The following is a 25,195-nucleotide window of genomic DNA, read 5'->3' on the forward strand; positions in this document are numbered from 1 at the left end:
CCCCTGGGCCTGGGCCGCAGGGCCTCCGGTCCGCCCTCCCGGTAGGCTCTCAGCCACTTCCGCAGGGGGCTGGAGGAGGCAATTCCGAACCGGGCCATGGCCTCTGGCACGGTCAGGCCATCGTCCGCGACCGCCCTCGCGGCGGCCACCTTGGTATCGAACGAGTAGGTCTTCTTCTTTGCTCCCATGGCGGACAGGGCTCCTATGCCGACGGACCTGTAGGTGTCCAGCCATTCTCTCACAGTTCCCTCGGGGGCGCCGACCAGACGCGCGATCACGTCGCGTCCGTGTCCCTCCTCGTAGAGCCTGACGGCGCGCCGCCGCAGCTCCGCATCGCAAAGCGGTCTTCCAGACATAAAGAAAGCCTCCCATTTCTCGTGTCCAAGAAATGGGAGGCAGTTCACTTCGGGAGGGCGCCTTTTTTTGTCGTTGACAATCGGATATTGCTACGGGGGCGGCCGTGTCCGGGTGGGGTCCGTAGCCAGATTGCAGCGTCGGCGGCGGGAAGGGCCGTTGGCGCTGCAGTCTGCGGAATCGATGTCCGCGGGACTAGTCTTGGGTAGGGCGCGGGGGCCACGGGCGATTCAGGTGCTCGGCGAAGCGCCCCGTGCCCGTTTGACCGGCGAAGTGGACGTGCATGGCCTGGGCGCGCCATTGGCCGTCCTGCTCGCGCACGAAGTGGAACTCGTAGCGGCCGAGCGAGAACCGGTTCTCTCCCTGGGGCGTGCCCTCAAACGTCAATTCGTCCCCGAAGCCCTCCCAGGCCCACAGAACGCAGGCGGCCAGCGCCGAAGCGGGATTCTCTTCCATAATTTGCAAGTTGGAAACCAGGTGCGTCGACGAGCTCATGGCTGGCAGCAGCCGCCCGTAGAACCGCTCGATGGCCGCCCTTCCGCAGACGGCGGGAAAACCCGGGCCGTGAAGCTGTCCGTCTTCGGTGAAAAAGGACGCGACGCCCACGGCATCGCGGGCGTCGACGCAGCGGGCGTAGTGGGCAATGGCCTCGCTGATGGAACACCGGTTCTCCAAACGTGCCACGCGCTGTTCCAAGGTGGCAGACGCAAGGGACTCGGCGTCGGCCATGACGCCGTCAGTGTACACCTTCATTTCTTGTTCCACCAGCTCATGACCATCTTGTAGTCGGTTTCCAGGCTCTCGTAGAACGCGCGGTAGGCATCCAGTGCGCTTTCCAGTTCGGCCATGGTGGCCTCAGTGGCCTCGGGCGGCATCACGTTCAGGGCTTTCTGCAGGCGGTTGCGCGTGCTTTTGTAAGCGCGCTTGCGGATGAGCCCCATGCGCCGCTTGGCGATACTGAAGCGCTCGTAGCCCTGATCGAGCAGGTAGTAGCCGGAAAGCATCATATCGATGTTCTTACGGTGCTGCTCGTCCTCGTCGCCATGGGCCTCGGCGTCGGCCAGCGCCGCCTCAACGTCGGCGGCCGTAATAACGGGGGCGGCCACATGGGCCAGCATCTCGGTGCTCTTCTTGTCTTTGTTGGTGGTGGAGATGCTCAGCAGCCCGTTCTTGTCGATGGCGAAGGCGATTTCGATTTTCGGCACGCCGGCTCCGCTCCACTTCACGTTGCGCACGCGCACGCGAGCCACATCCAGGTTGTCGCGGCAAAGCGGCCGCTCGCCCATGACGATGTGGAATTCTGCGGCCATTTGGAAGGGGTCAGCCGTGGAGTACAGCTCGGTGTGACGGTGGGGAGCGCGAACGCCGCGCGCGAGCACCGGCTGCACGCGGCCGCCCGGCACCTCGATGCCCAGGCTGAGGGGCAAGGTGCCGTCGGTCAGTTCAAGCTGCACTTCTGCGCTCTCGCAGGGCAGGGGCTTGGGAAGGTCCTTCGCGGTCATAGCTCCTCGCTTTCGTGCGGCGAATGTCACTCAACGATACAGCTCGCAAATTCCGTGCCAGTATGGCACGGAATTTGCATCATAAATCTCGGAGACGCTGCCTCTTTTCGGCAGCCAAACGCAAAAGGAGGATGCTATGAAAACAGAAGAGTGCCCGAAATTCGGCCCCTTGCAGGGCGTGAGGGTCGTGAACCTGACCATGGCCATCGCCGGCCCCTTCGCCTGCGGGCTGCTGGCCGACCTCGGCGCCGACGTCATCGGCATTGAGAGCCCGCTCGGCCGCGACACCTCGCGTCCCACCAACGAGGCGCTGCAGGGCTGGGGCACTCAGATGGAGCGCCGCAACACGCGCTCGCTGTGCATGAACGTGAAAGAGGGCGCCGGCCGGACATGGTTCTTCGAACTGCTGAAAGACGCCGACATCCTCATGGACGGCTTCCGCGGCGGTCAGATGGCCAAGTGGGGCATGCCCGACGAGGTGCTGTGGGAGATCAACCCGCGCCTGACCATCGTGCACATTTCCGGTTTCGGACAGACGGGCGATCCGTCCTACGTGGAGCGCGCCTCCTTCGACGGCATCGGCCAGGCCTTCGGCTGCTTCATGGAGATGAACGGCTTCCCGGACCGTCTGCCGGTGCTGGCCTTTCCCCAGGTGTCCGACTACTACGCCGGCTTCATGGCCGATTTGGGCGCGCTGGCCGGCTACATCAACGCCCAAAAGACCGGCCAGGGCGAGAGCGTGGACGTGGCCCAGTACGAGTCGATGCTGCGCTGCGAGGGCTTCTACGCGGTGAATTACCTGAACACCGGCGGTCTGCCCGTGCGCGAGGGCTCGCATTCCACCTCGTCGGCCGGTTACGGCACCTACATCTGCAAGGACGGCGTGCCCGTCTACGTGCTCATCTTAGGCCCCGGCGTGGTGAAGAAGGCCATCCCCGCCTTCGGCCTGGAATACGGCAGCGACCTGTTCCCCGTGGGCACGCCGGTGGTGGCCTTCGGCAGCGAGGCCGGCGACGTGCTGGAGGCGGCCATGGAGAAGTTCTTCAGCGAGCACGACGCCGAGGAGGCCGAGCGCATCATGCTGGAGTGCGGCGTGCCCTGCAGCCGCATCTACAACTTCGCCATCGCCGAGAAGGACCCGCACTACATCGCCCGCGAGAGCTTCACCGAGTGGAAGAACTCCTTCAACGACGAGACCATCCGCGGCGTGAACGTGGTGCCGAAGCTGGCGAAGAACCCCGGCCAGATCTGGCGCGGCATGCCCTTGGTGGGCGCCGACAACGAGGACATCCTGGAAGAGCTGGGCGCCACCCCCGACCAGATCGCCGCGATGTACGACGAGAAGCTGCTGAAGAAGGAAGAGACTCCCTTCGGCTAGGAAATCCCGTCGACCAGGAAGTTTTCGGGCGCCCCCAGCTGGGGGCGCCTGCTTTTCCGCCCTTGGTTCTCTTCCGCCGGCCACCTTTGGCACGGTATTTGCTTGCCTTCTGGTAATGGCAATACGCCAGATGGACTCCGACAGGAGGTGTGTGCATGAACGCTTTGCAGAAGAGAAGTACGATTTGGGCGTGGTTGGTGGTGATCGGCTGCCTTGGTTTCTACTCGATACCCACGGGCGTTATCGGTAACACCTCCGGTATCTTTGTGGCTCCGGTGATGGACCAGTTCGGCTGGAGCCAGACCGACACCACCATGTACCGTACTATCCAACCCTTGGTGTCCGCCCTCGTCGCTCCCTTCGCCGGGCGCATCCTGCAGACGCGCGACCCGCGCTGGGTGCTGGCCGCGGTATCGCTGGCCTTCGGCCTGGCCTCCTGGGCGAGCGCGTACGCCACCGAGCTGTGGCAGTGGAATCTCTACGGCGTGGTCTTCGGCATCACCGCCGGCTTCTTCATGTACCTGGCAGCTCCCGTGCTCATCAACAGCTGGTTCGAGAAGGGCGCCGGCGTGGCCATCTCGGTGACGGCGGCGGTGTTGTCGCTTCTGGCCGCCGTGGCGAGCCCGCTGGGCCAGAGCATGATCGACGCCTACGGCTGGCAGACGGCCCGCGCCATCATGTCCATCTTCACCACGGTGCTCTCGGTGGTTCTCACGGTGCTGTTCGTGCGCCGAAGCCCGTCGGTCATGGGCCTTCTGCCCGTGGGCGCCGAGCACAAGCCGAACGAGACCGCCGTGGAAAAGGAAGAGGAGCTCACCTTCGAGGACGGCGCCACCATGGAGCAGGCCCGTCGCTCGCCGGGTCTGTACCTGCTCGTGCTGGTGGCCGGCATCTTCGTGATGTGCGCCGCCTTCTTCCAGCAGATCCCCGCCTTCTGCGCCCGCACCGAGCTGGGCGCCGGTGCCGGGGCCATGGCGGTGTCCATCATGATGGTGGGCGGCATCGTGTTCAAGCTGGTGCTGGGCGCCTTAAACGACCGCATCGGCGTGCGCTGGACGGGCATCATCTCCGCGATCTGCGGTGCCCTGGGCATCTTCCTCGCCTATATCGCCGGGGCGAACGTGACGGTGTTCTACGCGGGCATGGTGGTCTTCGGCGGCGGGTATGCCGGCCTCACCGTGATCGCTCCGATGCTCGCCCGCGAGTCCTTCGGCTCGCTGAACTACTCCCAGGTCTACTCCTGGGTGTCCACGGGCATCTTCATCTTCACGGCCATATCTTTCGTGGTCTACGGCATGATCTACGACACCACGGGCTCTTACGACCTGTGCTTCGTGCTGGTCATCGCGATGTATCTCATCGGCGTGGTGCTGGTGCCCGTTACCATCGCCATCTCCCACAAGGCGTGGAAGCGCGCCTGAGCGAACCGACCCCCTGCCGGGCCGCGCCGGCGCACTGACCGCAGCGGCCCGACAGTTTCCCCTTTGAGCAAGCAATGAGAGAGAAGAAGTAAGAAAGGAGAGCGTGTGGACGAAGAAGTATTTGATGCCATCATCGTCGGCGGAGGCCTGGCCGGGTGCACGGCCGCCTACGTGCTGGCCAAAGCCGGTTGCGAGGTGGTGGTCATCGAGCGCGGGCCCTTCAGCGGCTCGAAGAACATGACCGGAGGGCGCCTGTACGGGCACAGCCTGGAGAAGGTGATCCCCGGGTTCGCCGAGACGGCGCCGGTGGAGCGCGTGATCACCAAGGAGCGCCTGTCGTTTCTGACCGAGACCGAGGGCACTACGGTGGACTACACCAATCCGGCCCTGTCCGATCCCACCTGCGCGTCCTACGCCGTGCTGCGGGCCCCCTTCGATCAGTGGCTGGCCGAGCAGGCGGAAGGCGAAGGGGCCATGTTCGTCAATGAGATCCGCGTCGACGATCTTATTGTCGAGGACGGCCGGGTGCGCGGCGTGCGAGCCGGCGAGGACGACATGTACGCCCGCGTGACCATCTTGGCCGACGGCGCGGTGTCGCTTCTGGGCCAGAAGCTGGGCATGGTGCCGAAGCTGGACCCGCACAAGTACGCCGTGGCCGCCAAGGAGACCATCCAGCTGGACGAGAAGACCGTGTCCGACCGCTTCGGCGTGGCGCCGGACGAGGGCTGCGCGTGGCTGTTCGTGGGCGATCCCACCCACGGGCATATCGGCGGCGGCTTTCTGTACACCAACAAAGATTCCGTGTCGCTGGGCGTGGTCACCACCATCGGCGACATCGACTACAGCGACATCTCGGTGCCCGCCATGCTGAAGCGCCTGGAGGCCCATCCCGTGGTGGCCCCGCTCATCGCCGGGGGCGACATGCGCGAGTACACGGGCCGCATGGTCATCGAGGGCGGCCTGGCCGGCGTGCCCGAGCTGGTGCGCGACGGCGTGCTCATCGCCGGCGACGCCGGGGCGCTCGGCCTGAACACCGGCTACTGCGTGCGCGGCATGGACTTCGCCATCGAATCGGGCCGCCTGGCTGCCGAGACGGTGCTGGCCGCCAAGGAGAAGGACGACTACTCGGCCGCCAGCTTGGCCACCTACACGGCGAAGCTGGACGACAGCTTCATCATGAAGGACCTGAAGCACTACGCCAAGTTCCCCGCCTTCATGGAGGAGACCCGCCGCATGTTCACCGATTACGGCCCCATGCTCAACGAGATCATGGGCGGCCTGTTCACCGTGGACGGCAGCGCGCCGGTGCCCCTGACCAAGAAGGCCATGGGAGCTGTGAAGAAGGTGGGCCTCATGAACATCGCCAAGGACGCACGAAAGGGGATGAAGGCACTGTGATCGAGGATATGACCGTCGAGGAGAAGCTCGCCGTGGACAAGTTCCACGTTGATGAGGAGTTTGCTCACATCGATGTGGATAAGGAGGGGGACGCAGCCATAATCGCGCGCCTCGTGAAGCTGTGCCCCGCGGGCCTGTACGTCATCAACGAGGACGGCGAGCTGACCTTCGACTACGCCGGCTGTCTGGAGTGCGGGACCTGTTTGGTGGCCGCGGGCGGCACCGTGGTGAAGTCGTGGAACTACCCGCGCGGCGGCATGGGCGTGGAATTCCGCCTGGGATAGCGCGTACGGGGATGCAAAGGATCAGAAGGAAAAGGAGAACTGGTTTATGAGCAAGCAATATCCCATTTTGGGCTCGCCTTTGAAGGTGAACGGCGTGACGCTGAAGAATCGCATGATCACCACGTCCATGTCGCCGGGCCACGGCTACGTGGACGACGACAACCACCCCACCGATCGTCTGGCTGCCTATCTGGAAGAGCGCGCCGCGGGCGGCACCGCCATGATCATCCAGACCATCTGCCCCTGGGAGCGCACCGATATCGAGGGGCTGCACCCGCTGCCCTGCTGCTACGACGAGAGCTGCGTTCCCGAGCTGAAGAAGTACATGGTCGATCCGGTGCACAAGCACGACGGCCTCATCTGCGCCCAGATCTACTACGTGCACGACTTCAAGCCGGCCGCTGACGCCAAGGAGAGCCCCTATGGCCCCTCCGACATCGCCGTCATCCCCATGATGGGCGGCTTCAAGGCCATGACCTTGGAGCAGATCGAGGAGTTCAAAGAGCAGTACTTCAACGCCGTGCGCGTTTGCAAGGAGGCCGGCTTCGACGCCGTCGAGGTCATGGCCGGCGTGGGCGGCATCTTGAGCCGCTTCATGAGCCAGGCCACCAACAACCGCACCGACCAGTACGGCGGCAGCCTGGAGAACCGTGCCCGCCTCACCCTGGAGGTCATTCGCGGCGTCCGCGAGATCGTCGGCCCGGATTTCCCCATCGTGGTGCGCTGGTCGCCGGTGGACTTCATCAAGACCGACAACGGCCCGGGCCTGTCCATGGAAGAGGCCAAGCAGATCGCCGTGTGGATGGAAGAGGCCGGTCTCGACCTGCACGACCTGTCGGTGGGCTGGCATGAGACGAGCGTGCCTCTGACCACCAAGGGCATCGAAGATGGTCACTGGATGTACATCGCCCAGGAGATCAAGACCGTGGCCAAAAAGCCCGTGGGCCAGGGCTACCGCAACACCGACCCCACCACCATGGAGCAGAACCTGGCCGACGGCAAGTGCGACGTCATCGCCGGCCTGCGCTACTCCATCGCCGATCCGGCCCTGCCGCTGAAGGTGATGGAGGACCGCACCGAGGACATGCGCAAGTGCATCGTGTGCTGCCGCTGCATCGACGATGTGGTGTCCCGCGGTCTGTCGCTCATCTACTGCGGCGTGAACCCGCATTTGGGCCCCGAGCTCGACCACGAGCTGTACCCCAAGGCCGACGCCCCGAAGAAGGTCATGGTCGTGGGATCGGGCCCGGCCGGCATCAACGCGGCGCTCACGGCGGCCCAGCGCGGACACAAGGTGGACCTCTACGAGCAGGGCCCGCGTCTGGGCGGCTGCGTGAAGATGAGCTCCATCTTCAGCCCCTACCACGAGCGCTACCTGACCTATCTCATGAACGAGATGAAGAAGCACCCCGAGATCACCGTGCACCTGAACACGGAGGTGACCCCGGCGCTCGTGAGCTCGGTGAAGCCGGACGCGGCCATCGTGGCCGTGGGCGGCGCTCCCATCGGGCTTGACGTGCCCGGTGCCGACGGCAAGAACGTCATCACCTCCCACGACTTCCTTGAAATGCTGAACGGACATAAGCCCCACGGCAAGAAGGGCCTGTTCAACAACATTATGTGGGGCGGCGGCGCCTTCTTCTTGAAGCGCTACTACACCCCCTCGTTCGCCCGCGAGATGACCGGCAAGATGACCTGGCCCATCTCCCGCAACATCGCCATCATCGGCGGCGGCCTGCCCGGCTGCGAGTTGGGTCACCTCTGCATGGAGACCGGTCGCACCACGGCCATCATCGAGGAAAAGAAGAAGATCGGCTACGACGTGAGCCCCTCTGAGCGCTTCGGTCTGACGAGCGCCTTCAAGAAGGCCGAGAACGTGGAGCTCTATCCGCTGACCCGCGTGACCGCCATCCGCGAGGACGGTGTGGAATGCATCCAGACCGATCGCGAGGGCAACGAGAAGACCATCTTCGTGCCGTCGAAGACCGTGGCCATCACCTTGGGCCTCGACCCGAACCACACCCTGGGCGAGAAGATCAAGCCCATGGTGAAGGACGTGTACCTGGTGGGCGATTGCGACAACCCGGGTCGCATTGCCGACGCGACCAAGGCCGGCTACGTGGCCGCCTGCGCGATCTAGGAGCGAGCTTATGACTGAAGAGAAAGCGGTGGTCTATGCGCAGGACGCCGGCGACGGCATCCGTGTGATCTACCTGAACCAGCCCAAGAAGAAGAACGCCATCTCGGCCCCGATGATGGACATTCTGTCCGATCTGCTGCGCGCGGCCGACGACGATGACGACGTGCGCGTGGTGGTGCTGCGCGGCGTGGGCGAGAACTTCTCCAGCGGCGGCGATCTCAACCAGGGCGACGGCGGCAAGCCCACTCCCGAGCAGGCCCGCAAGACCCTGCGCCGTTACCTGAACGCCGTCCGCACCATCCGCGCCATCTCCAAGCCCGTGATGTGCATGGTGGACGGCTACGCCGTGGGCGGCGCCTTTGCCCTGGCCCTGGCCAGCGACCTGGTCTGCGCGAGCGATCGCGCCCAGTTCGTGCCCGCCTTCTGCCAGATCGGCATCATCCCCGAGATGGGCATGATGAAGATGCTGCCCGAGCTGGTGGGCGCCCAGCGCGCCAAGGAGCTGCTGTTCATCGGCGGCAAGATTCCCGCGGCCCAGATGAAGGACTGGGGCTTGGTGAACCGCCTGTTTCCCGCCGACGAGCTGGAGGCGTCCACGCTGGAGTTTGCCCGCCAGCTGTCGGCCATGCCCGATGCGTCCATCCAGATCACGAAGACCATGATGAACGCCCTGGCCGACGAGACGCTGGCCGCGAGCCTGGAGGCCGAGTCCACGGCATCGCCCTTCTGCACGACAACGACCGCCTATGCCAAGACCATGGAGCGGTTCGCGAAGTAACAGAAGTCAAAAGGGGCCGGCGCGGGGAGAAGCCGGCCCCTTCTCTTCACCCCGTTGCAAAAGGCTCCCGTCGCCGGCGGGCGCCATGATACGGAATGCGAGGACGGGAATTCGATGCGATTTTTCCAGTACGACAACGTGGCGGAGCCGCTTTTGGCCAGCGTGGCCGCACGGCCCGAGGCCACGGCCGTGGTGTTCAAGGGGGTGAGCACCACCTATCGGGCGATGAACGAGCGGGTGAACCGCTTCGCCCACCTGCTGAGCGACGAGGCGGGGGTGCGGCCCGGCGGCAAGGTGGCCTACCTTTTGGCCAACTGCCCCGAGATCCCCGAGATCTACTACGCCGTGCAGAAGATCGGCGCCGTGGCGGTGCCGCTGAACTTCAAGCTGATCGGGCGTGAGGTGGGCTATCTGGTGAACGCGAGCGGGGCCGAGGTGCTCTTCTTCGATCCGCGCTTCGCCGCGGCCGTTGCCGAGGCGGCCGCGCAGTTCGATCATGGGGTGCAGCTGTTCAGCGTGGGCGGGCCGGCGCCCTTGGGCCGCGACGGCGAGGCGCTGCTGGCCCGGTGCAGTGCCGAGGAGCCCGCGCTGGTGCGGGACGGGGCGGCCCTCTCGCGCATCCAGTTCACGGGCGGATCCACAGGGCTGCCCAAGGGCGCTGCCCGCACCCATCGGGCCGATTTGGTGGAGCTGGCCAGCGTGACCATCTCTAATGGGATGATCGACAACTCCGGCTCGGTGGTGCTCGTGCAGTGCCCCTTGGAGCATCACGGCGGCCACAGCTGGTTCACCAGTGCCTTCGCCACGGGTGCGGCGCTCATCATCTGCGAGGCCTTCAACGCCGAGCGCATCCTGCACGACATCGAGACCTACCGGGTCACCCATATGATCCTGCTGCCGCCGACCACCTATCAGCGGCTTTTGCGCTGCCCTACCATCGACCAGTTCGACCTGTCGTCGGTGCGCATCGTGCAGAGCGCTGCCGGGGCCACCACCTTGGCCATGATTCGCGCCGTGTACGAGCGCTTCCCGAACGCCGAGCTGAACTACGGGTGGGGCCAGTCGGAAAGCGGCACGGGCACGAGCCTGCGCATCACCCGCGATTTGCTCAAGACCGACTCGCCGCTGCTCGGCAGCGTGGGGCGCCCCATGCCCTACGCCGAGCTGAAGGTGGTGGACGAGGCGGGGCGCGAGCTGCCCTGCGGGGAAGTGGGGGAGGCCCTCATCAAGACCGAGGCCGCCATGGCCGGCTACTACGGCCAGCCCGAGCTCACGGCCGCCGCCTTCACCGAGGACGGCTGGCTGCGCACCGGCGACATGATGATGCGCGATGCGGAGGGCTACTTCTTCATCCGCTCGCGCAAGAAGGACATGATCAAATCAGGCGGCGAGAACGTGTTCGTGGCCGAGGTGGAGTCGGTGCTGCGCGAGCACCCCGACATCGACGATTGCCTGGTGTTCGGCACGAGCGACCCGGTGATGGGGGAGGCCGTGGCCTGCGTGGTGCAGCCGCGTCCCGGCGCGCTGCTCACGGCCACCACGGTGCAGAACCACTGCAAGCAGACGATCGCCAGCTACAAGAAGCCCCGCTACGTGGTGTTCATGGACGACATGGGCCGCGATAGCGCCGGCAAGGTGCGCAAAAGCGCCATCGTGGACTACTTCGACGCCCACAAGGACCAGGCGGCCCCGCGCTTCCACGAGAAGGTGTGGGACGACCCGGAGATCTATCTCATCCAGGTGCCCTTCTCGGGCGGCACGCCCATCGGCTACACCAACGTGTTCTACCTGCGCACTCCCGAGCGGGGGCTGTTGGTGGACGCGGGCACGAGCCACGAGGCATCGTTTCAAGTGCTGCACCTGGCCCTGGAAGATCTGGGCGTGGACATGGCCGACACCGACATCTTCCTCACCCATTTCCACATCGACCACCTGGGCCTGGCAGCGGCCATCGCCGCGCCCGAGACGCGCATCTATCTGAGCGCCGCCGACGAGGCGCTGTTCCGCGAGCGGGGCGCGGGGGCCTACCGCGGCACCATGAAGGACCGCCTTCAGACCGAGGGCTTCTGCCACGGCGACATCGACCAGCTGATGGCCACGGACGCGGCCCTCATCCCGCGGGTGAAGTGGCCCATGCCCGGCACCTTCGTGAACCTGGCCGACGGGGAGTCCTTCGCGATAGGCCCTTGGACGCTGCGGGTGATCGATACGCCGGGGCACACGCCGGGCCACCAGTGCCTGTACGTGGAAGGGGCCGGCGTGATGTTCTTCGGCGATCACGTGCTGCTGAACAGCTCGCCGAACATCGCGCCTTTCCCGGGCCGGCCCGACGCTCTGGGCGACTACCTGGCCAGCCTGGACAAGGTGGCGCCGTACGCGGTGAGGGCTGCCTGCATGGCCCACGGTTTCGTGGATGTGAAGGCCCAGGCCGAGGCTTTGCCCGCGCGCCTGACGTGGTTGCACGAGCATCATCGACACCGCCTCGACGAGATTGGCGCGGCTCTGCGGGCCCATCCCGGCATGACTGGCACGGAAGTTGCTAAAACCATTCATTGGAACATTCCCTATGACGCTTGGGACGACATCCCCATCATCCAGCGCTGGATCATCGTCGGCGAGACGGCGGCCCACCTGGACCACTTGGTGGAAACGGGGCAGGCGCGCAGGGAGGTCTGCGGAGGGTTGCACCGCTACTTTTCCGCAGACGGGGATTAAACACGAGAAAGGACGAAGGGCATGGACATGATCTTGACCGACGAGCAGGAGCTGTTGCTCGAGAGCCTGGATGAGCTCATGGAGCGCTACGGCACCGAGGAGTACTTCAAGGAGTGCGACGAGAAGCACGAGTGGCCCCAGGAGTTCACCGACGCGCTGCTGGAGAACGGTTTTCAGATGCTCGGCGTTGACGAGCGCTTCGGCGGCACGCCCGTGGACGTGACCACGCTGATGCTCGTGGCCGAGCGTGTCTGCAAGAACGGCGCCCCCATTTACGTGTACGGCAATCTGTGCTCGCTGAAGGACATGACCGAGTTCGGCAGCCCCGAGCAGCAGGAGCAGTGCTTCGCCGAGGTTATGGCGGGCCGCCCGGGCTTCGTGCTGGGCTTCACCGAGCCGGGCGCCGGTTCTGATTCCAGCTCGCTGGCCACCACCTTCAAGCGCCGCGACGGCAAGGTGTACCTGAACGGCTCGAAGTCCTTCATGACCAACGCCTGCAATTCCAAGTACATGCTGTGCGTGGCCCGCGACGCCGACGACGATCCCAACGATAAGGCGAACCGTTCCAAGTTCTCCATGTGGTGGGTGCAGCTGCACGACGACGAGGGCAACCTCATGCCGGGCATTACCATCGATCCTCTGGAGAAGATCGGCTGGAACATGGGCAACACCTGCGAGATGTCCTTGAACGAGGTGGAGCTGGAGGAGAAGGACCTGGTGGGCGTTGAGGGCCAGGGCTTCATGCAGGCCATGGTGAACTTCGAGGTGGAGCGCGTGCTGGCCTGCGCTCAGTCCCTCGGTGCCGCCGAGTGCGTCTACGAGGACGCCGTGCGCTACGCCACCCAGCGCATCCAGTTCGGCAAGCCCATCGGCAACAACCAGCTGATCCAGGAGCACATCACCGAGATGTACATCATGATCGAGAACATGCGCAGCTGGGTGTACGGCTGCGCCGCCAAGATCGATCGCGGCGAGTCGGTGATGGTGGATTCGGCCTGTGCCAAGCTGTACTGCGGCCGTTCCGCCTTCGAGGTGTGCGACAAGGCCCTGCAGATCATGGGCGGCATCGGCTACACCAAGGACAGCCGCGTCTCGCGCATCTGGCGCGACCAGCGCGTCTACCGCATCGGCGCCGGCACCGACGAGATCATGATCCACATCGCCGGCCGCGCCCTGCAGAAGCCGTTCAAGAATTAATTGTTCCGTCGTTGCTCACGCAACGGCGGGAACGTCGACGCTGCGGCTCCGACAGGCACCTGGCCTTGCCCCTTGTTTGGGGCACGGCGTTGGCCAAAGCCAACTTGGCCCCAAGGCGGGGCAATTCCAGGTGCCTGTCGGACCCTCGCTGACTTCCTTGGGCGAACCTGTGAGTTGGGATATTTTTTTGAAAGGGGTAATATCGATGGCTGAGATCTTTAATCCGGTTGACGATCTGATCGCCGAGCAGGCTGCGGTGGATATGCTCGTGGCCGACTTCACCGAGGAGGACTGGAACCGCACCGCCTCCTACTGCGACACCTGGACGTTGAAGGACGTCATCTGCCACATCGCGTTCTTCGACTACTGCGCCGTGGAGCTGCTCGCTGGGCGCGGCGAGTCGGTGAACGCCGTGGCCGACGCCGCCTCCGAGCAGGACGAGCACTACCACGTGCTTGCCTATCGCGATAAGTCGGGCGCCGAGATTTTGAACTGGTGGCGCGAGCAGCGCACGCTGATGGACGCCGCCTTCATGGAGGCCGGTCCCAAGGGCCGCGTGCCGTGGGCCGCGGGCATTCCGCCGATGTCGGTGCGTTCGCTGGCCTCCGCCCGCCTCATGGAGCTGTGGGCCCATTCTGTGGATATCTACGACGCCCTGGGCGTGGAGGTGCCGGTGAAGGACCGCATCAACTCCACGCTGTTCCTGTCGTGGCAGGGCCGTCCGAACATGTACAACGTGAACGGCAAGGAGTTCAATCCCGAGACGCCGATGTACTTGGAGCTGACCATGCCCAGCGGTGGCTTGTGGGCCATGGGCACTCCCAACGATGAGAACTACATCAAGGGCACCGCGAAGGACTGGGCGCTTACGGCCATCCGTCGCCGCAACTGGATGGACACCGAGCTGGAGGTGGTGGGCGACGAGGCCCGCACCTATGCCACCATCGTGCAGACCTACGCGGGTCCTGCCGACCCGGCCCCCGAGCCGGTGAACCCGCGCTAAGCCGGGCGCCCCACGCAAGCGGGCCCGTCCCAGGGAGGGGGACGGGCCCGCTTTGCGTTTTTTGGGCGTGATGGGGGGGGCAGGGGCGGCCTTCGGGCCGCCCGCGACTGCGCGGGAGTCGTCTGTGGCGCCCCCGCCCCCTAGGACATGCGCATGGGGGTGGCGCGGCAGGTAGGGACGGCCTCGCAGCCATCGCAGTCGGCGGCGATGATCGGTGCGATGGCGTCCCAGCCGATCTTCTCGCACCCCAGGGCCTCGTAGAAGGGCACCGCGTAGCCGCGGGCCACGAAGCGCAGCTCGCCGAAGCGCTCGTGAGCGAAATGCATGAGCAGGGCGCCGAGCCCCGTGCGGTGGTGCTCGGCCGCCACCACCACGGGGTTCACGTACCAGCAACCCTCGGCCTCTACAAGGCGGATGAACCCCGCCACGGTCCCGTGGCGCTCGGCCACGAAACTGCGTCCGCGATCCGAGAGCGCGCCTACCGAGGCCTCCGCTGCCAGGGCCGCGATGGCGGCCGCATCATCCGGGGTCGCCGCCCGCAGGATGACGACGCCATCCGGGGTCGCGGCCCGCAGCATGGCGTCGCCGCGGGCCGCCTCGGCGGGTTCCGTGTCAGGCTCGGCGCCGGCATCCTCGAGGGTCGCTTCCCGCGGCGCCATCGAGACGTTGCGGCCATGATCAGCGGCTTCGGTCGTTGCGGCGGGAAGGTGGCCCATGGATTCTCCTTGACGAGTTACGGGGGGGGGGTAGTATGCTCAATGCATAGCAGAAATCATGCTAGCGATGCAATGACCGTGCCAAAAGTTGGAAAATTTCGCCTCTGGTTTACCGTTCGGTAACCGAAGGCGGGCGCGGGGTCGCCCGGCGGCCCCCGGCCAACCCTCGGCACGGTTTGTGTTTGGGGAAACGAGAGAACCCAGGGGGTTGTATGGTCGCACCGGCGAAGTCGTCGCTTCGCGTTGAGTCTCGGTCGCGCGCGGCCGTCACCCAGCACGCGCATCTGGCGCCGGCTGCCATCCAAGGCCTCGAGGTCCTCTCGCTGCCCGTGACCGAGCTGGCCGCCTACGTGCGCGATCTCGTGGAGCGCAACCCGCTGCTCGACTTCGATTCCGACGGCTTCACCGTGGCGGTGGAGGATCTGCTCCAAGAAGACGTCGACGCCGAACGCGACGAATGGGCCGACTCCGACGCCGCCTTCCGCCCGCCGGCGCGCACGCGCCAGCAGGAGGACGGCTTCGACGTGGGACGCCTGCGCGACGAATGCTCGGAAACCGAGACCCTCGCCTGCCATCTGCGCACCCAGCTCGATGGCGCCGTGGGCCACGAGGTGCCCCTGGCGCTGGTGAACGCCATCATCGACTGCATCAACGACGACGGTTACTTCGACGGCAGCCTGCCGATGATCTGCGCCGAGCAGGGCTGCGAGATGGAGGCGGCCGAGCGCGCCCTGGCCTTCGTCCAGGGGCTCACGCCCCGGGGCGTGGGGGCCCGCACCTTGCAGGAATGCCTGCTGCTGCAGCTGGACGACGACGCTCCTCTGGCCGACACCGTGCGCCTCATGATCGAGGAGAGCCTGGAGGATCTGGCCGACAACCGCACCACCAAGCTCATGCGCGCCTACCACGTCAGCCTGGACGATCTGGCGGTGATCCGCAGAGTCATCGCCGGCTTCGATCCGCGGCCGGGCGCCTCGTTCTCCCAGCGCAAGGACACGGTCTACGTCATTCCCGATCTGGTGGTGGAACGGAGGGGCGCGTCGTTTGCCGTGCGGGTGACCGGCGAGCTGTCCGAGCGGCTCGTGCGCCACGACGAGTACGAGGCTTTGGTGGCGGCCAGCGGGGATGCGGGTGCTGCCTCGTGGTTGGCTGACAAGCGCACCGAGGCCGACGCGGCCCTGGTCAACGTGGCCCAGCGCAAGCGCACCCTGTTCCGTTTCGGCATGTACCTCTTGGAGGCCCAGTACGGGTTCTTCCGTCAGGGACAGGCGGCCATGCGGCCGCTGACCATGCAGCAGGTGGCCGACGGACTGGGGCTGCACGTGTCCACGGTCAGCCGCATCGTGGCCGACAAGCACATCCTCACACCCTGGGGCACCTACCCCTTGAAGCACTTCTTCTCCACGGCCCTGCCCGCTACGGGCGCGGGCGGCACGAGCGCGGCTCTGTCGTCGCTGGCCATCAAGGAGCGCATCAAGGCGCTGGTCGCCGCCGAGGACGCCCGCCGGCCGCTGTCGGATGCGGCCATCACCGAGGCGCTCAACGGCGAGGGTGTGGAAATCAAGCGGCGCACGGTGGCGAAGTACCGCGAGGCGCTGGGCATCCCCCGGCAGTCGCAGCGGCGGCGCTAGGGGAGCGCGACGACGCGCGGGCCGTTAAAAGAATGCTGGGCGGCGGATGGGGCTGCCGGCAACGGCACCGGGGCAGGCAAACGGGGAGCGATGAGCACGGGAAAGGATACAGATGACCTATTCGGACGAGCACGCCTTAGAGGCATGGAAGGCCTTCGTCAGCTCGGGCACCATCATGGAGGACAAGGTGCGGCCCGAGGTGGCGGCCTCGTGGCTGCGCTGCCGGGCTATGGGGCTCGACCCCTGGTCAAGTACCTTCGAGAAGGAGAACACCTCCCTTCTGCGCGAGAAGCGCGAGCGCTTTGCGGCCTCGCTGCGCGCCACCACGCCGGTCATGAAGTTCCTCGTGCGGCTGCTGGGCTCGAACGTGTCGCTCATGGACGGCGAGAACTTCGTGTTCGAGCTGCTCTCGCCCATGATGATGTACAGTCGCACCCTGGGCACCTTCATGCGCGAGAAGGACGTGGGCACCGGCAACGCTACCCTCGTGGCCACTGAGCGGCGCCCCGTGCGGATGGACGGCTTCGAGCACTATCGCGCCATCGCCCAGCACTATTCCGGGGTGGCCGCCCCCTATATGGATGTGAACGGGCGCTACTTCGGCGCCATGAACATCAACAGCCCGCTGCAGAGCCTGCCGCCCGAGGCCCTGGATCTGTGCGTAGAGGCCGTGAAGCTGACCCAGGAGCTGTTCGCCGCCGGGGCGCGCTCGCCATTGCTTCTGGCCACCACCGAGTTCTTCAAGCCTCTGCTGAACCTGTACCGATCGCCGGTGCTGCTCGTGGACATGGAAGGCCGCATCTTGAATGCCAACGCCTCCATGCGCACCTGGTGTCCCGACTGGGACGAGTTCTCCTACGGCTCGCAGTCCATCGGCGCCTACCTGGCCAAGTCCATGACCTTCAAGGACATGCTGCGGCTGTCCGATGGGCTCAACGAGCCGCTGCCCGTGCCCTTCAAGCGCGGCCGGTCGCGGGCGGTGGCCGAGCTGCCCTTGGTGCGCTGCGGCAAGGTGGAAGGCGAGGGCATGGACCCCTTCATCATGCTGGTGTTCCAGGGCGAGGGCGAAAGTGCCGGCGGGGGTGCCCGCGAGGCGGCCCCTGCGGGAAAGAAGAAGGAGACCCCGCGACGCGACGCCACGGCCATGCCCACGGGCGCCACGGTGGACTACATCGGCGAGACCGAGGAGTGGAAGGCCATCGACGCCCTGGTGCGCAAGGTGGCGCCCATCCGCACCAACGTGCTGCTGCTCGGCGAGACGGGCACGGGCAAGGAAGTGGTGGCCCGGGCCATCCACCGCCGCAGCGGCCGCAAGGGCCCCTTCGTGGCGGTGAACTGCGGGGCGCTTCCGCGCGACCTGCTGGCCACCGAGCTGTTCGGTTACGAGGGCGGCGCCTTCACCGGCGCCCGCGACGAGGGGGCCACGGGCAAGTTCGAGTTCGCCGACGGCGGCACGCTGTTCCTGGACGAGATCGGCGAGATGCCCGTGGACATGCAGGTGAGCCTCTTGCGGGTGCTGCAGGAGTCCACGGTGACGAAGCTGGGGTCGAACACGGCCAAGGCCCTGGATCTGCGCGTGGTGGCCGCCACCAACCAGAACATCCAGCAGCTGATTGCCCAGAAGCAGTTCCGCAGCGATCTGTACTACCGCCTGTCCATGGTGGAGATGAGCCTGCCCCAGCTGCGCAAGCGCCGCGATGACATCCCCCTTCTGGTGGAGTACTTCAACGAGCAGCTCTCGGCCCAGCTGAACGTGCCCTTCACGCCGTTTCCCGCCGAGACGCTGCAGGCGCTGCGCTCCTACAGCTGGCCGGGCAACGTGCGCGAGCTGCGCAACGTGGTGGAGCGCTGCCTGATCATGGACGGCGAGGGCGCGAAGGTGGGCACCTCGTCGCTGCCCTTCTACATCGAGAACGTGGCCAGCTCAGCGGCGAGCGGACCCATGATGTCGTTGGAATGGGCCTTGGGCAGTGAGCTTCTGCAGCGCCAGGCGGCCGCCCTGCGGGCCGAGGAGGAGCGGCGCAGCCTGCGGCAGACGGTGGCCGAGCTTAACGGCGACATCGATCGCATCGCCCGGCATCTGGGCATTGCGCCCGACGAGCTGAGCGATCGCTTGGAGCAGCTGGGGCTGCGGGCCCGCATCGTTATCGACGATGAGGAGATATCCGACTGCATTCGCTGGTGACGGACTGAAAGGCATTTTGGCACGCTATTTGCTTCTAAGGTTTTCGAAGCCGCAAGACCGATGACCTAAGGAGTGATTCATGAACATCGTTGTGTGCTACAAGATTGTTCCCGACGAACAAGACGCACAGGTTCAGGCCGACCGCACGCTGTCCTTCGAGCGCGCTGCCCTGAAGATCGGCGACTACGATCTGAACGCCGTCGAGGCCGGTGCCGTTCTGGCCGAGAAGGAGGGCGCCACGCTCACCTGCCTGACCGCCGGTGGCGACGCTGTGGAAGATTCCAAGCTCAAGAAGGCCATCCTGGCCCGCGGTCCCCAGACCAACGTGGCCGTGAAGGACGCGAGCCTGCCCGGTGCCGGCTCCGCCAAGACCGCCGCAGTGCTGGCCGCGGCCGTGAAGACCCTCGAGGACGTGCAGCTGGTGCTTACGGGCGAGGGTTCCGCCGACCTGTACTCCCAGCAGGTGGGCATCCAGCTCGGTGAGATGCTGGGCCTGCCCGTGGTGAACGCGGTCAGCGCCATCGAGATCGAGGGCAACGTGGCCCGCGTGCAGCGCACCGTGGAGAACGTCGTGGAGACCCTGGAGGTGCCCCTGCCGGCCGTGATCTCCGTGGTGGCCGATATGAACGACCCGCGCATTCCCTCGATGAAGGACATCCTCGGCGCGGGCAAGAAGCCCTCTTCGGTGGTGAGCTTCGATGAGATCGGCTATGCGGACGCCCCCGAGGCCGTCGAGGTGGTCAGCACCCTGGCCCCCGAGCAGAAGGATCGCGCCTGCACCATTCTGGAAGGCGCCGATGAGGACACCGTGAACCGCCTTCTCGCGGCCATTCGCGAGCAGCTCTAGGAAAGGATGAGATGAACATGGCTCAAATTCTGATGTTCGCGGATGTCCCGTCCGCCTATGAAGAGCTGGCTTGTGCCGCCCGTGCCCTGGGCGGCGAGCCCGTGGCCCTGTACGCCGGCCCCCGCGCCGGTGCCGAGGAGATCACTGGCTTCGGCGCGAAGGTGCTGTACTTCGGCGAGATCCCCGCGGGCGCCATGGCCGAAGACGTGGTTCCGGCCTACGAGACCGCGATCAAGCGCGAGCAGCCGGCGCTGGTGCTGTCCCGCGCGGGCAAGCGCGACGCCCTGGTGGCGGGCCGTCTGGCCGTGCGTTTGGGCGTGCCGGTCGTCAACGACGTGTCCGGCGTGACCATGGCCGGCGACGGTGCCGAGGTGTCCCATATGGTGTACGGCGGCGCCGCCATCCGCACCGAGCGCGTGGCCGCCGGGGCCATCCTGCTTCTGGCCGCCGGCTCCTTCCCGGCCGAGGAAGTGACGGCCGTGGGCGATATCGTGGACGAGGGCATTGCCATCGAGCCCGGTGCCGTGAAGCTGGTGTCCACCGAGGAGCGCCAGGAGGAGACCGTGGATTTGGGTGCCGCCAAGTGCGTCATCTGTGTGGGTCGCGGCATCGGTTCGGCGGAGAACGTGCAGAAGGCCCTGGAGATCGCCCACAAGTTGGGCGGCGAGGTGGCCTGCACCCGCCCCATCGCCGAGGGCGAGGGCTGGCTGGCCCGCAGCCGCTACCTGGGTGTGTCCGGCGCCACGGTGAAGCCGCAGATCTACATCGGCGTGGGCGTGTCCGGCCAGGTGCAGCACACCGTGGGCATGAACGAGGCCGCCTACGTGGTTGCCATCAACAAGGACAAGAACGCGCCGCTCATGAAGCACTGCGATATGGGCATCGTGATGGACGCCGATACCGCCCTGGACGTGCTCGGCCGCCTGTAAATCCCGAGGGTGCCTGGGTCGCTCCCGTTCGAGTGCGGGCGCGACCTGAGGTCCCGCGGACGCGCCCCGGGACGTGAGGCCCGGGGGCGGCCCCGCGGACTCCAACGACGACATCCTCTCTATCTTTCCCCTGCTGGCCCCTGTCTCCGCCGCACACCGGAGGCAGGGGCCGCCTCTGTTGTGGGAGATTTGCGGGTGGCGGTGCGGGCGGCAATGCGCTATGCTCGGGCAGGTTTCAAAACGGGTATCGGGCGAAAGGACAACGCAATGGAGAAGACCGTAGCGATCATGCTGGGCGACGGGTTCGAGCCAGTGGAGGCTATCGGGCCGGCCGATGTGCTGCGCCGGGGTGGTGCGGTCGTGGACTTGGTGTCGGTGATGGGGCGCGCGGAGGTGAGCTCCGCCCACGAGGTGACCGTGGTGGCCGACAAGCTGCTGGACGAGGTGGACTTGTCCTCCTATGACCTGCTGGTGGTGCCCGGTGGCTCGGTGGGCGTGGACCACTTGGCCGTCTGCGCGCCCCTGGCCGATGAGCTGCGCCGGCGCATGGCCGCCGACGAGCTGGTGGGCGCCATCTGCGCCGGCCCCACCATTTTGGCGAACCTGGGGCTGCTGGAGGGCCGCGAAGCCGTATGCTACCCCGGCTGCGAGGATGCTTTCCCCGCCGGCGCCTATCAGGCCGGCAGCGACGTGGCCGTGGACGGCAACCTAATCACCGCCACGGGCCCGGGCATCGCGCTCGTGTTCGGCGTGGCCCTGCTGAACGCCCTGGCCGGCGCCGAAGCGACCGCCCGGGTTGCTCGCGACATGCTGCTGGTGAAGTAACGCCGGCAGGAATAGGTTGCCCGCTCTATTCCCCGTCCACCACCAAATCGGTGAACTGGAACGTGGTGCAATCCACCAGGCCGCGGTTGGTGAGGCGCAGCTCGGGCAGGCAGGCCAGCGGAATGAGGGCCATGGTCATGAAGGGGGAGGGTATGGTGCAGCCGATCTCGGCCCAGGTGTCCTCCAGGTGGTGCACCTTCGCGCTCATCTCCTCGGCGGTCAGGGCGTCCATGAGCCCGGCGATGGGCAGCTCCACGAGTCCGAGCACCTCGCCGTCGGCCACCACGACCATGCCGCCACCCACCTCGGCGAGCGTGTTGGCCGCCAGGGCCATGTCCTCGTCGTTGGTCCCTACCACCAGCAGGTTGTGGGCGTCGTGGGCCACGGTGGAGGCCATCGCGCCCCGCTTGATGCCGAAGCCCTTGGTGAAGCCCACGCCGTGGGTGCCCGTCTCGTGATGGCGCTCGAAGACGAAGGTCTTCAGCACGTCCTGGTCCAGGTCGCTTTCCAGGGCCCCGTCGCGTACGGTGAGCGCCACGGAGGCCTCGCGGTCGGGCACCGATCCGGGCAGAAGCTCGATGGCCCGCACGGTGACGGTATCGCCGTCGGAGGCGTCGGCAGGCGCTTCCACGCGGAAAGCGTCTGGGGTGATGGTGCGCCCGAGGTGCATGGAGTGGGTGACCCAGTCCGGGTAGTCGAAGGGCACCAGATCGAAGGTGCATGCGCCCATCTCGGCCACTACTTCGCCGTCGATCATGGTGCGCACGACGTTCAAATCTTCCAGGTTGTCCAGAAACACGATGTCGGCGCACTTGCCCGGGGTGATGGAGCCCAGCTCGTGCTCCATGCGGAAGCAGGTGGCGGTGTTGATGGTCATCATCTGGATGGCGGCCACGACGGGGATGCCCAGGCTCACGGCCATGCGCAGGATGTAGTCCAGATGCCCCTCGGCCACCAGGGTGTGGGGGTGGGTGTCGTCAGAGATGAGGTTCGCGAAGCGGGTGTCGATGCCGGTCTCGGTGATGGCGGCCGCCAGCTGGGGCAGGTCGAGCCACGCCGAGCCGTAGCGCAGCTGGGCGTACTGCCCGAGGCGCATCTTGGCGAGCACGTCCTCGGCCCGGGTGGACTCGTGGCAGCAGCGCACGCCGCAGGCCACATACGCGTTGAGCCCCCGGTCGGTCTCGGGGATGGAGTAGTGGCCCGTGATGACCTTGTCGGCCGCGAGCGTCTCGGCCAGCTCGCCGTGGGCGTGGTCGGCGCCGGCCAGCACGCCGGGGAAGTTCATCATCTCGCCGAGGCCCACCACCCCGTCCCAGGTCATGGACTCGGCGATCTCCTCGGGGCCCACGAAGGAGCCGGTGTCCTCGAAGCCGGGCACGGCCGGCACGCAGGAGGGCGTGGTGACCATGGCCTTCAGGGGCGTGCGGGCGGCGTCGTCCATCATCACCTTCACGCCTTCAAGCCCCAGCACGTTGCACACCTCATGGGGGTCCCAGTAGATGCCCACGGTGCCATGGGGCACCACGGCCCGGGCGTACTCGCCGGCGCCGAGCATGGAGGATTCCACATGGATGTGCCCATCGAGGAAACCGGGGGCGATGGCGGCGCCCGCAGCGTCGATGACGCGGGTCCCCTCGCCGATGCAGTGGTCGGCGCTCGGCCCCACATAGGCGATGCGCCCGGCGGCGATGGCCACGGCGATGTCATCCTGGATCTCGGCGGTGCACACGTTCACGAGTCGCGCGTTTTTGATGACGGTATCGGCCGGGGCCTGTCCTTGGGCCACGGCGGCCAGGGTGCGGGTGCATTCCCAGAGCGGTTGCTTGCAGAAATGGTTCAGCATGGCATCTCCTTGTCGTTGGCGGGCGCGGGACGGCGCCGGTCCTTGGGGCCAGTGTACGCCCGTCGGCCCCTGGCGGCGCGTCAACGACCGATAATGCAGAAGGGCTTCACGCTATAATCGTTGACCTGGAGTTCGCTTCAGGTGATTGAATGGCCGCAACGAGACAAGGGGCGAGAGGAGCACCATGGAATACCGCAAGCTGGGTCGTACGGGCCTTGAGGCCAGCGTCATCGGGTTCGGGGCCGAGTGGATCGGCCAGATGGAGCAGGCCGAGGTGAACGCCATGGCCGCCCGGGGCGCGGCGGCGGGTGTGAATATCGTCGACTGCTGGATGAGCGACCCGGCCGTGCGCTCGGCCCTGGGCGAGGCGCTCGCGCCTGCGCGCGATCAGTGGATCATCCAGGGACACGTGGGCAGCACCTGGCAGGACGGCCAGTACGTGCGCACCCGCGACATGGCGCTGGTGCCGGCGGCCTTCGACGACCTGCTCGCACGGCTGCACACCGATCACGTGGAAATCGGCATGATCCACTACGTGGATGCCTGCGACGAGTTCCGCGCCATCATGGCCGGTGACTTCATCGCCTACATGCGCGAGCTTTTGGCCGCGGGCCGCATTCGCCACATCGGCCTTTCCACCCACAACCCCGAGGTGGCGCTTCTGGCCTGCGAGGAGCCGGAGATCGAGGTCGTCATGTTCTCGCTGAACCCGGCCTTCGACATGATGCCGGCCTCAGAGGATCTGGAAGACCTGTTCGGCGACTACGAGAACGTGGCCGGCGACGGCATCGAGCCGGTACGTGCCCGCCTGTACGCTCGGGCCGAGGCGACCGAGACCGCCCTCACGGTGATGAAGGGGTATGCGGGCGGGCGGTTGCTCGCGGCCGATACATCGCCCTTCGGCGTGGCCCTCACGCCGGTGCAGTGCATCCACTACGCGCTCACGCGCCCGGCCGTGGCCAGCGTCATGGTGGGCGTGGAAACCGTGGAACAGCTGGACGAGGCTTTGGGCTACGAGGGCGCCACGGCGGCCGAGCGCGATTACGCCAGCGTGCTGGCCGGCGCCCCGAAGCACGCCTATATGGGCCAGTGCGCCTACTGCGGCCACTGCGCTCCGTGCGCGGTGGGCATCAACATCGCCCTGGCGAACAAGTTCTACGACCTGGCCGAGATGGCCGTCGGGGACGGCGCGGCCCCCGTGCCCGCTTCGGTGCGGGCGCATTACGAGGCCATGGCGGTAACGGCCGACGCGTGCACGGCCTGCGGCCAGTGCGAGCCCCGCTGTCCTTTCGGCGTGCCCATCCCCGAGCGCATGGAAGCCGCCGCCGCGTTGTTCGGGTGCTAGGTGTGCGCCTGCGGCAGCCAGCTGTTGAGCTCGATCATGAGAATACGGGCTCTTACTGCCCGAGGACGGCGACTGGGCTTTCGCAGAAAGGGTTAAGCGACTTGTTCCGTTGGGTATTCGTAAGTCCTGCTGTAAAGTCCTTCGGGGGCGATGTCGATCTCGCCGTCACTCCAGGTAAGAACACCGTGCTCAATCGAGAACGCGGAAAAGACCTCGGCATTTCCTAAGGGTGCGAACGCCTCGAAGTCCAGTAACTCAGTGGCGTCGAGCAGCCTGGTCTCTCCGGTGCTGAACGTTACGAGCATGCATAGGTTGCCAACGTACCGGGCGCTGACAATCTTCAAGTTGTCGGCGGGCTGACTGGCGCACATGTATCCCTGCGATATAAACATTTCGCTCCTCCTGGGTTATGCGAGCGGCTCGATCTTCTCGAAGGGCTTCTTCGCGACGGCGAGGTTCCATGCGCGATAAGCCTCTGCCTCATGCAGGGCGAGCCAGCCGCTCACCATTCGGTATTGGCGCAATGGCAGCTTGCCCGATAGTACTTCTCCGTCGAGGCCAACTACCGCCTCTTCGTCTCCGTAAAATACATGCACGTGGGGTTTATAGTGCTGTGATACATCGTCGTAGTACATCTTTATGACGATGCCCTTGAATCGGCTGAGCTCTGGCATAATGCGGCTCCTTTCGAGTTTTATGTTAGT

At 66.1% G+C, this 25,195-nt stretch carries 22 protein-coding genes and 1 pseudogene; 15 read left to right on the forward strand and 8 right to left on the reverse strand.

All coding sequences use genetic code 11. The features are described 5' to 3' along the window. From G503_RS16720 to G503_RS0106195, 4 genes and pseudogenes are all read right to left on the reverse strand, one after another. The coding region (locus G503_RS16720) for a helix-turn-helix domain-containing protein (protein WP_235715516.1) at positions 1 to 188 on the reverse strand (188 nt) is incomplete at its 3' end. A 15-nt stretch (positions 189 to 203) separates the two neighbouring features. Then, a pseudogene (locus G503_RS16725) lies at positions 204 to 356 on the reverse strand (helix-turn-helix domain-containing protein); the annotation flags it as partial. A 193-nt stretch (positions 357 to 549) separates the two neighbouring features. Beyond that, positions 550 to 1,107 (reverse strand): nuclear transport factor 2 family protein, encoded by a 558-nt coding sequence (locus G503_RS15595; RefSeq protein ID WP_051190987.1) that lies wholly within the window; start codon positions 1,105 to 1,107, stop codon positions 550 to 552. Beyond that, positions 1,104 to 1,856 (reverse strand): Hsp70 family protein, encoded by a 753-nt coding sequence (locus G503_RS0106195; protein ID WP_028026889.1) that lies wholly within the window; start codon positions 1,854 to 1,856, stop codon positions 1,104 to 1,106. The genes G503_RS15595 and G503_RS0106195 overlap by 4 nt, the downstream gene beginning before the upstream one ends. Before the next feature lie 136 nt (positions 1,857 to 1,992). Between G503_RS0106195 and G503_RS0106200 the strand changes: the two genes are divergently transcribed. From G503_RS0106200 to G503_RS0106240, 9 genes are all read left to right on the forward strand, one after another. Continuing rightward, positions 1,993 to 3,234 (forward strand): CaiB/BaiF CoA transferase family protein, encoded by a 1,242-nt coding sequence (locus G503_RS0106200; RefSeq protein ID WP_028026890.1) that lies wholly within the window; start codon positions 1,993 to 1,995, stop codon positions 3,232 to 3,234. 155 nt (positions 3,235 to 3,389) lie between these two features. Continuing rightward, complete coding sequence (locus G503_RS0106205) at positions 3,390 to 4,655, forward strand: MFS transporter (protein WP_028026891.1); 1,266 nt, start codon at positions 3,390 to 3,392, stop codon at positions 4,653 to 4,655. 105 nt (positions 4,656 to 4,760) lie between these two features. After that, complete coding sequence (locus G503_RS0106210; RefSeq protein ID WP_028026892.1) at positions 4,761 to 6,053, forward strand: FAD-dependent oxidoreductase; 1,293 nt, start codon at positions 4,761 to 4,763, stop codon at positions 6,051 to 6,053. Continuing rightward, a complete protein-coding gene (locus G503_RS0106215) occupies positions 6,050 to 6,337 on the forward strand; it encodes a 4Fe-4S dicluster domain-containing protein (protein WP_028026893.1) in 288 nt (95 codons plus the stop codon). Before G503_RS0106210 ends, G503_RS0106215 begins: the two co-directional genes overlap by 4 nt. 46 nt (positions 6,338 to 6,383) lie before the next feature. Then, positions 6,384 to 8,477 carry an oxidoreductase gene (locus G503_RS0106220; protein WP_028026894.1) on the forward strand — a complete coding sequence of 698 codons (2,094 nt, stop codon included), beginning with the start codon at positions 6,384 to 6,386 and terminating at the stop codon, positions 8,475 to 8,477. Positions 8,478 to 8,487: 10 nt separating this feature from the next. Next, positions 8,488 to 9,255 carry an enoyl-CoA hydratase/isomerase family protein gene (locus G503_RS0106225; RefSeq protein WP_051190988.1) on the forward strand — a complete coding sequence of 256 codons (768 nt, stop codon included), beginning with the start codon at positions 8,488 to 8,490 and terminating at the stop codon, positions 9,253 to 9,255. A 114-nt stretch (positions 9,256 to 9,369) separates the two neighbouring features. Continuing rightward, positions 9,370 to 11,970 (forward strand): AMP-binding protein, encoded by a 2,601-nt coding sequence (locus tag G503_RS0106230; protein ID WP_035022113.1) that lies wholly within the window; start codon positions 9,370 to 9,372, stop codon positions 11,968 to 11,970. A 21-nt stretch (positions 11,971 to 11,991) separates the two neighbouring features. Further along, positions 11,992 to 13,167 (forward strand): acyl-CoA dehydrogenase, encoded by a 1,176-nt coding sequence (locus G503_RS0106235; protein WP_028026897.1) that lies wholly within the window; start codon positions 11,992 to 11,994, stop codon positions 13,165 to 13,167. Positions 13,168 to 13,372: 205 nt separating this feature from the next. Next, a complete protein-coding gene (locus G503_RS0106240; protein ID WP_028026898.1) occupies positions 13,373 to 14,170 on the forward strand; it encodes a TIGR03084 family metal-binding protein in 798 nt (265 codons plus the stop codon). Positions 14,171 to 14,310: 140 nt separating this feature from the next. On the opposite strand, the gene G503_RS14065 is transcribed toward G503_RS0106240, so the two are convergent. After that, positions 14,311 to 14,886, reverse strand: a complete 576-nt coding sequence (locus tag G503_RS14065; RefSeq protein ID WP_235715510.1) for a GNAT family N-acetyltransferase — start codon at positions 14,884 to 14,886, stop codon at positions 14,311 to 14,313. 212 nt (positions 14,887 to 15,098) lie between these two features. On the opposite strand from G503_RS14065, the gene rpoN reads away from it, so the two are divergent. The 5 genes from rpoN to G503_RS0106270 all read left to right on the forward strand — a co-directional run bounded on the left by rpoN (position 15,099) and on the right by G503_RS0106270 (position 21,303). Next, on the forward strand, positions 15,099 to 16,517 hold the full coding sequence (rpoN, locus tag G503_RS0106250; protein ID WP_028026899.1) for an RNA polymerase factor sigma-54: 1,419 nt from the start codon (positions 15,099 to 15,101) through the stop codon (positions 16,515 to 16,517). Between the two features lie 112 nt (positions 16,518 to 16,629). Beyond that, entirely contained in the window at positions 16,630 to 18,702 is a 2,073-nt protein-coding gene (locus tag G503_RS0106255) for a sigma-54 interaction domain-containing protein (RefSeq protein WP_028026900.1), read from the forward strand. A 79-nt stretch (positions 18,703 to 18,781) separates the two neighbouring features. Beyond that, positions 18,782 to 19,549 (forward strand): putative electron transfer flavoprotein FixA, encoded by a 768-nt coding sequence (gene fixA, locus G503_RS0106260; protein ID WP_028026901.1) that lies wholly within the window; start codon positions 18,782 to 18,784, stop codon positions 19,547 to 19,549. Between the two features lie 17 nt (positions 19,550 to 19,566). Next, a complete protein-coding gene (locus G503_RS0106265; protein ID WP_235715511.1) occupies positions 19,567 to 20,478 on the forward strand; it encodes an electron transfer flavoprotein subunit alpha/FixB family protein in 912 nt (303 codons plus the stop codon). 267 nt (positions 20,479 to 20,745) lie between these two features. After that, positions 20,746 to 21,303 carry a DJ-1 family glyoxalase III gene (locus G503_RS0106270; RefSeq protein ID WP_028026903.1) on the forward strand — a complete coding sequence of 186 codons (558 nt, stop codon included), beginning with the start codon at positions 20,746 to 20,748 and terminating at the stop codon, positions 21,301 to 21,303. 25 nt (positions 21,304 to 21,328) lie between these two features. Here the strand turns inward: G503_RS0106270 and ade are convergent, their stop codons facing one another. Beyond that, positions 21,329 to 23,146: an adenine deaminase gene (gene ade / locus G503_RS0106275; protein WP_028026904.1), complete on the reverse strand. Its 1,818-nt coding sequence runs from the start codon at positions 23,144 to 23,146 to the stop codon at positions 21,329 to 21,331. 184 nt (positions 23,147 to 23,330) lie between these two features. Here ade and G503_RS0106280 point away from each other — a divergent pair, with 184 nt between their 5' ends. Then, complete coding sequence (locus tag G503_RS0106280; RefSeq protein ID WP_028026905.1) at positions 23,331 to 24,491, forward strand: aldo/keto reductase; 1,161 nt, start codon at positions 23,331 to 23,333, stop codon at positions 24,489 to 24,491. A 92-nt stretch (positions 24,492 to 24,583) separates the two neighbouring features. Here the strand turns inward: G503_RS0106280 and G503_RS0106285 are convergent, their stop codons facing one another. Further along, positions 24,584 to 24,883: a DUF2442 domain-containing protein gene (locus tag G503_RS0106285; RefSeq protein ID WP_028026906.1), complete on the reverse strand. Its 300-nt coding sequence runs from the start codon at positions 24,881 to 24,883 to the stop codon at positions 24,584 to 24,586. A 15-nt stretch (positions 24,884 to 24,898) separates the two neighbouring features. Next, entirely contained in the window at positions 24,899 to 25,165 is a 267-nt protein-coding gene (locus G503_RS0106290; protein ID WP_028026907.1) for a DUF4160 domain-containing protein, read from the reverse strand. Positions 25,166 to 25,195: the final 30 nt, after the last annotated feature.

Origin of the sequence: Adlercreutzia mucosicola DSM 19490 (assembly GCF_000422625.1) — a bacterium.
Lineage (GTDB): Bacteria > Actinomycetota > Coriobacteriia > Coriobacteriales > Eggerthellaceae > Adlercreutzia > Adlercreutzia mucosicola.

Coding starts and splice junctions, on each gene's coding strand:
- G503_RS0106290 (WP_028026907.1), bottom strand. CDS start 25,165: ATGCCAGAGCTCAGCCGATTCAAGGGCATCGTCATAAAGATGTACTAC.
- G503_RS15595 (WP_051190987.1), bottom strand. CDS start 1,107: ATGAAGGTGTACACTGACGGCGTCATGGCCGACGCCGAGTCCCTTGCG.
- G503_RS0106230 (WP_035022113.1), top strand. CDS start 9,370: ATGCGATTTTTCCAGTACGACAACGTGGCGGAGCCGCTTTTGGCCAGC.
- G503_RS0106235 (WP_028026897.1), top strand. CDS start 11,992: ATGGACATGATCTTGACCGACGAGCAGGAGCTGTTGCTCGAGAGCCTG.
- G503_RS0106200 (WP_028026890.1), top strand. CDS start 1,993: ATGAAAACAGAAGAGTGCCCGAAATTCGGCCCCTTGCAGGGCGTGAGG.
- rpoN (WP_028026899.1), top strand. CDS start 15,099: ATGGTCGCACCGGCGAAGTCGTCGCTTCGCGTTGAGTCTCGGTCGCGC.
- G503_RS0106195 (WP_028026889.1), bottom strand. CDS start 1,856: ATGACCGCGAAGGACCTTCCCAAGCCCCTGCCCTGCGAGAGCGCAGAA.
- G503_RS0106240 (WP_028026898.1), top strand. CDS start 13,373: ATGGCTGAGATCTTTAATCCGGTTGACGATCTGATCGCCGAGCAGGCT.
- G503_RS0106280 (WP_028026905.1), top strand. CDS start 23,331: ATGGAATACCGCAAGCTGGGTCGTACGGGCCTTGAGGCCAGCGTCATC.
- G503_RS0106255 (WP_028026900.1), top strand. CDS start 16,630: ATGACCTATTCGGACGAGCACGCCTTAGAGGCATGGAAGGCCTTCGTC.
- G503_RS0106225 (WP_051190988.1), top strand. CDS start 8,488: ATGACTGAAGAGAAAGCGGTGGTCTATGCGCAGGACGCCGGCGACGGC.
- fixA (WP_028026901.1), top strand. CDS start 18,782: ATGAACATCGTTGTGTGCTACAAGATTGTTCCCGACGAACAAGACGCA.
- G503_RS14065 (WP_235715510.1), bottom strand. CDS start 14,886: ATGGGCCACCTTCCCGCCGCAACGACCGAAGCCGCTGATCATGGCCGC.
- G503_RS0106270 (WP_028026903.1), top strand. CDS start 20,746: ATGGAGAAGACCGTAGCGATCATGCTGGGCGACGGGTTCGAGCCAGTG.
- G503_RS0106285 (WP_028026906.1), bottom strand. CDS start 24,883: ATGTTTATATCGCAGGGATACATGTGCGCCAGTCAGCCCGCCGACAAC.
- G503_RS0106205 (WP_028026891.1), top strand. CDS start 3,390: ATGAACGCTTTGCAGAAGAGAAGTACGATTTGGGCGTGGTTGGTGGTG.
- G503_RS0106265 (WP_235715511.1), top strand. CDS start 19,567: ATGGCTCAAATTCTGATGTTCGCGGATGTCCCGTCCGCCTATGAAGAG.
- ade (WP_028026904.1), bottom strand. CDS start 23,146: ATGCTGAACCATTTCTGCAAGCAACCGCTCTGGGAATGCACCCGCACC.
- G503_RS0106220 (WP_028026894.1), top strand. CDS start 6,384: ATGAGCAAGCAATATCCCATTTTGGGCTCGCCTTTGAAGGTGAACGGC.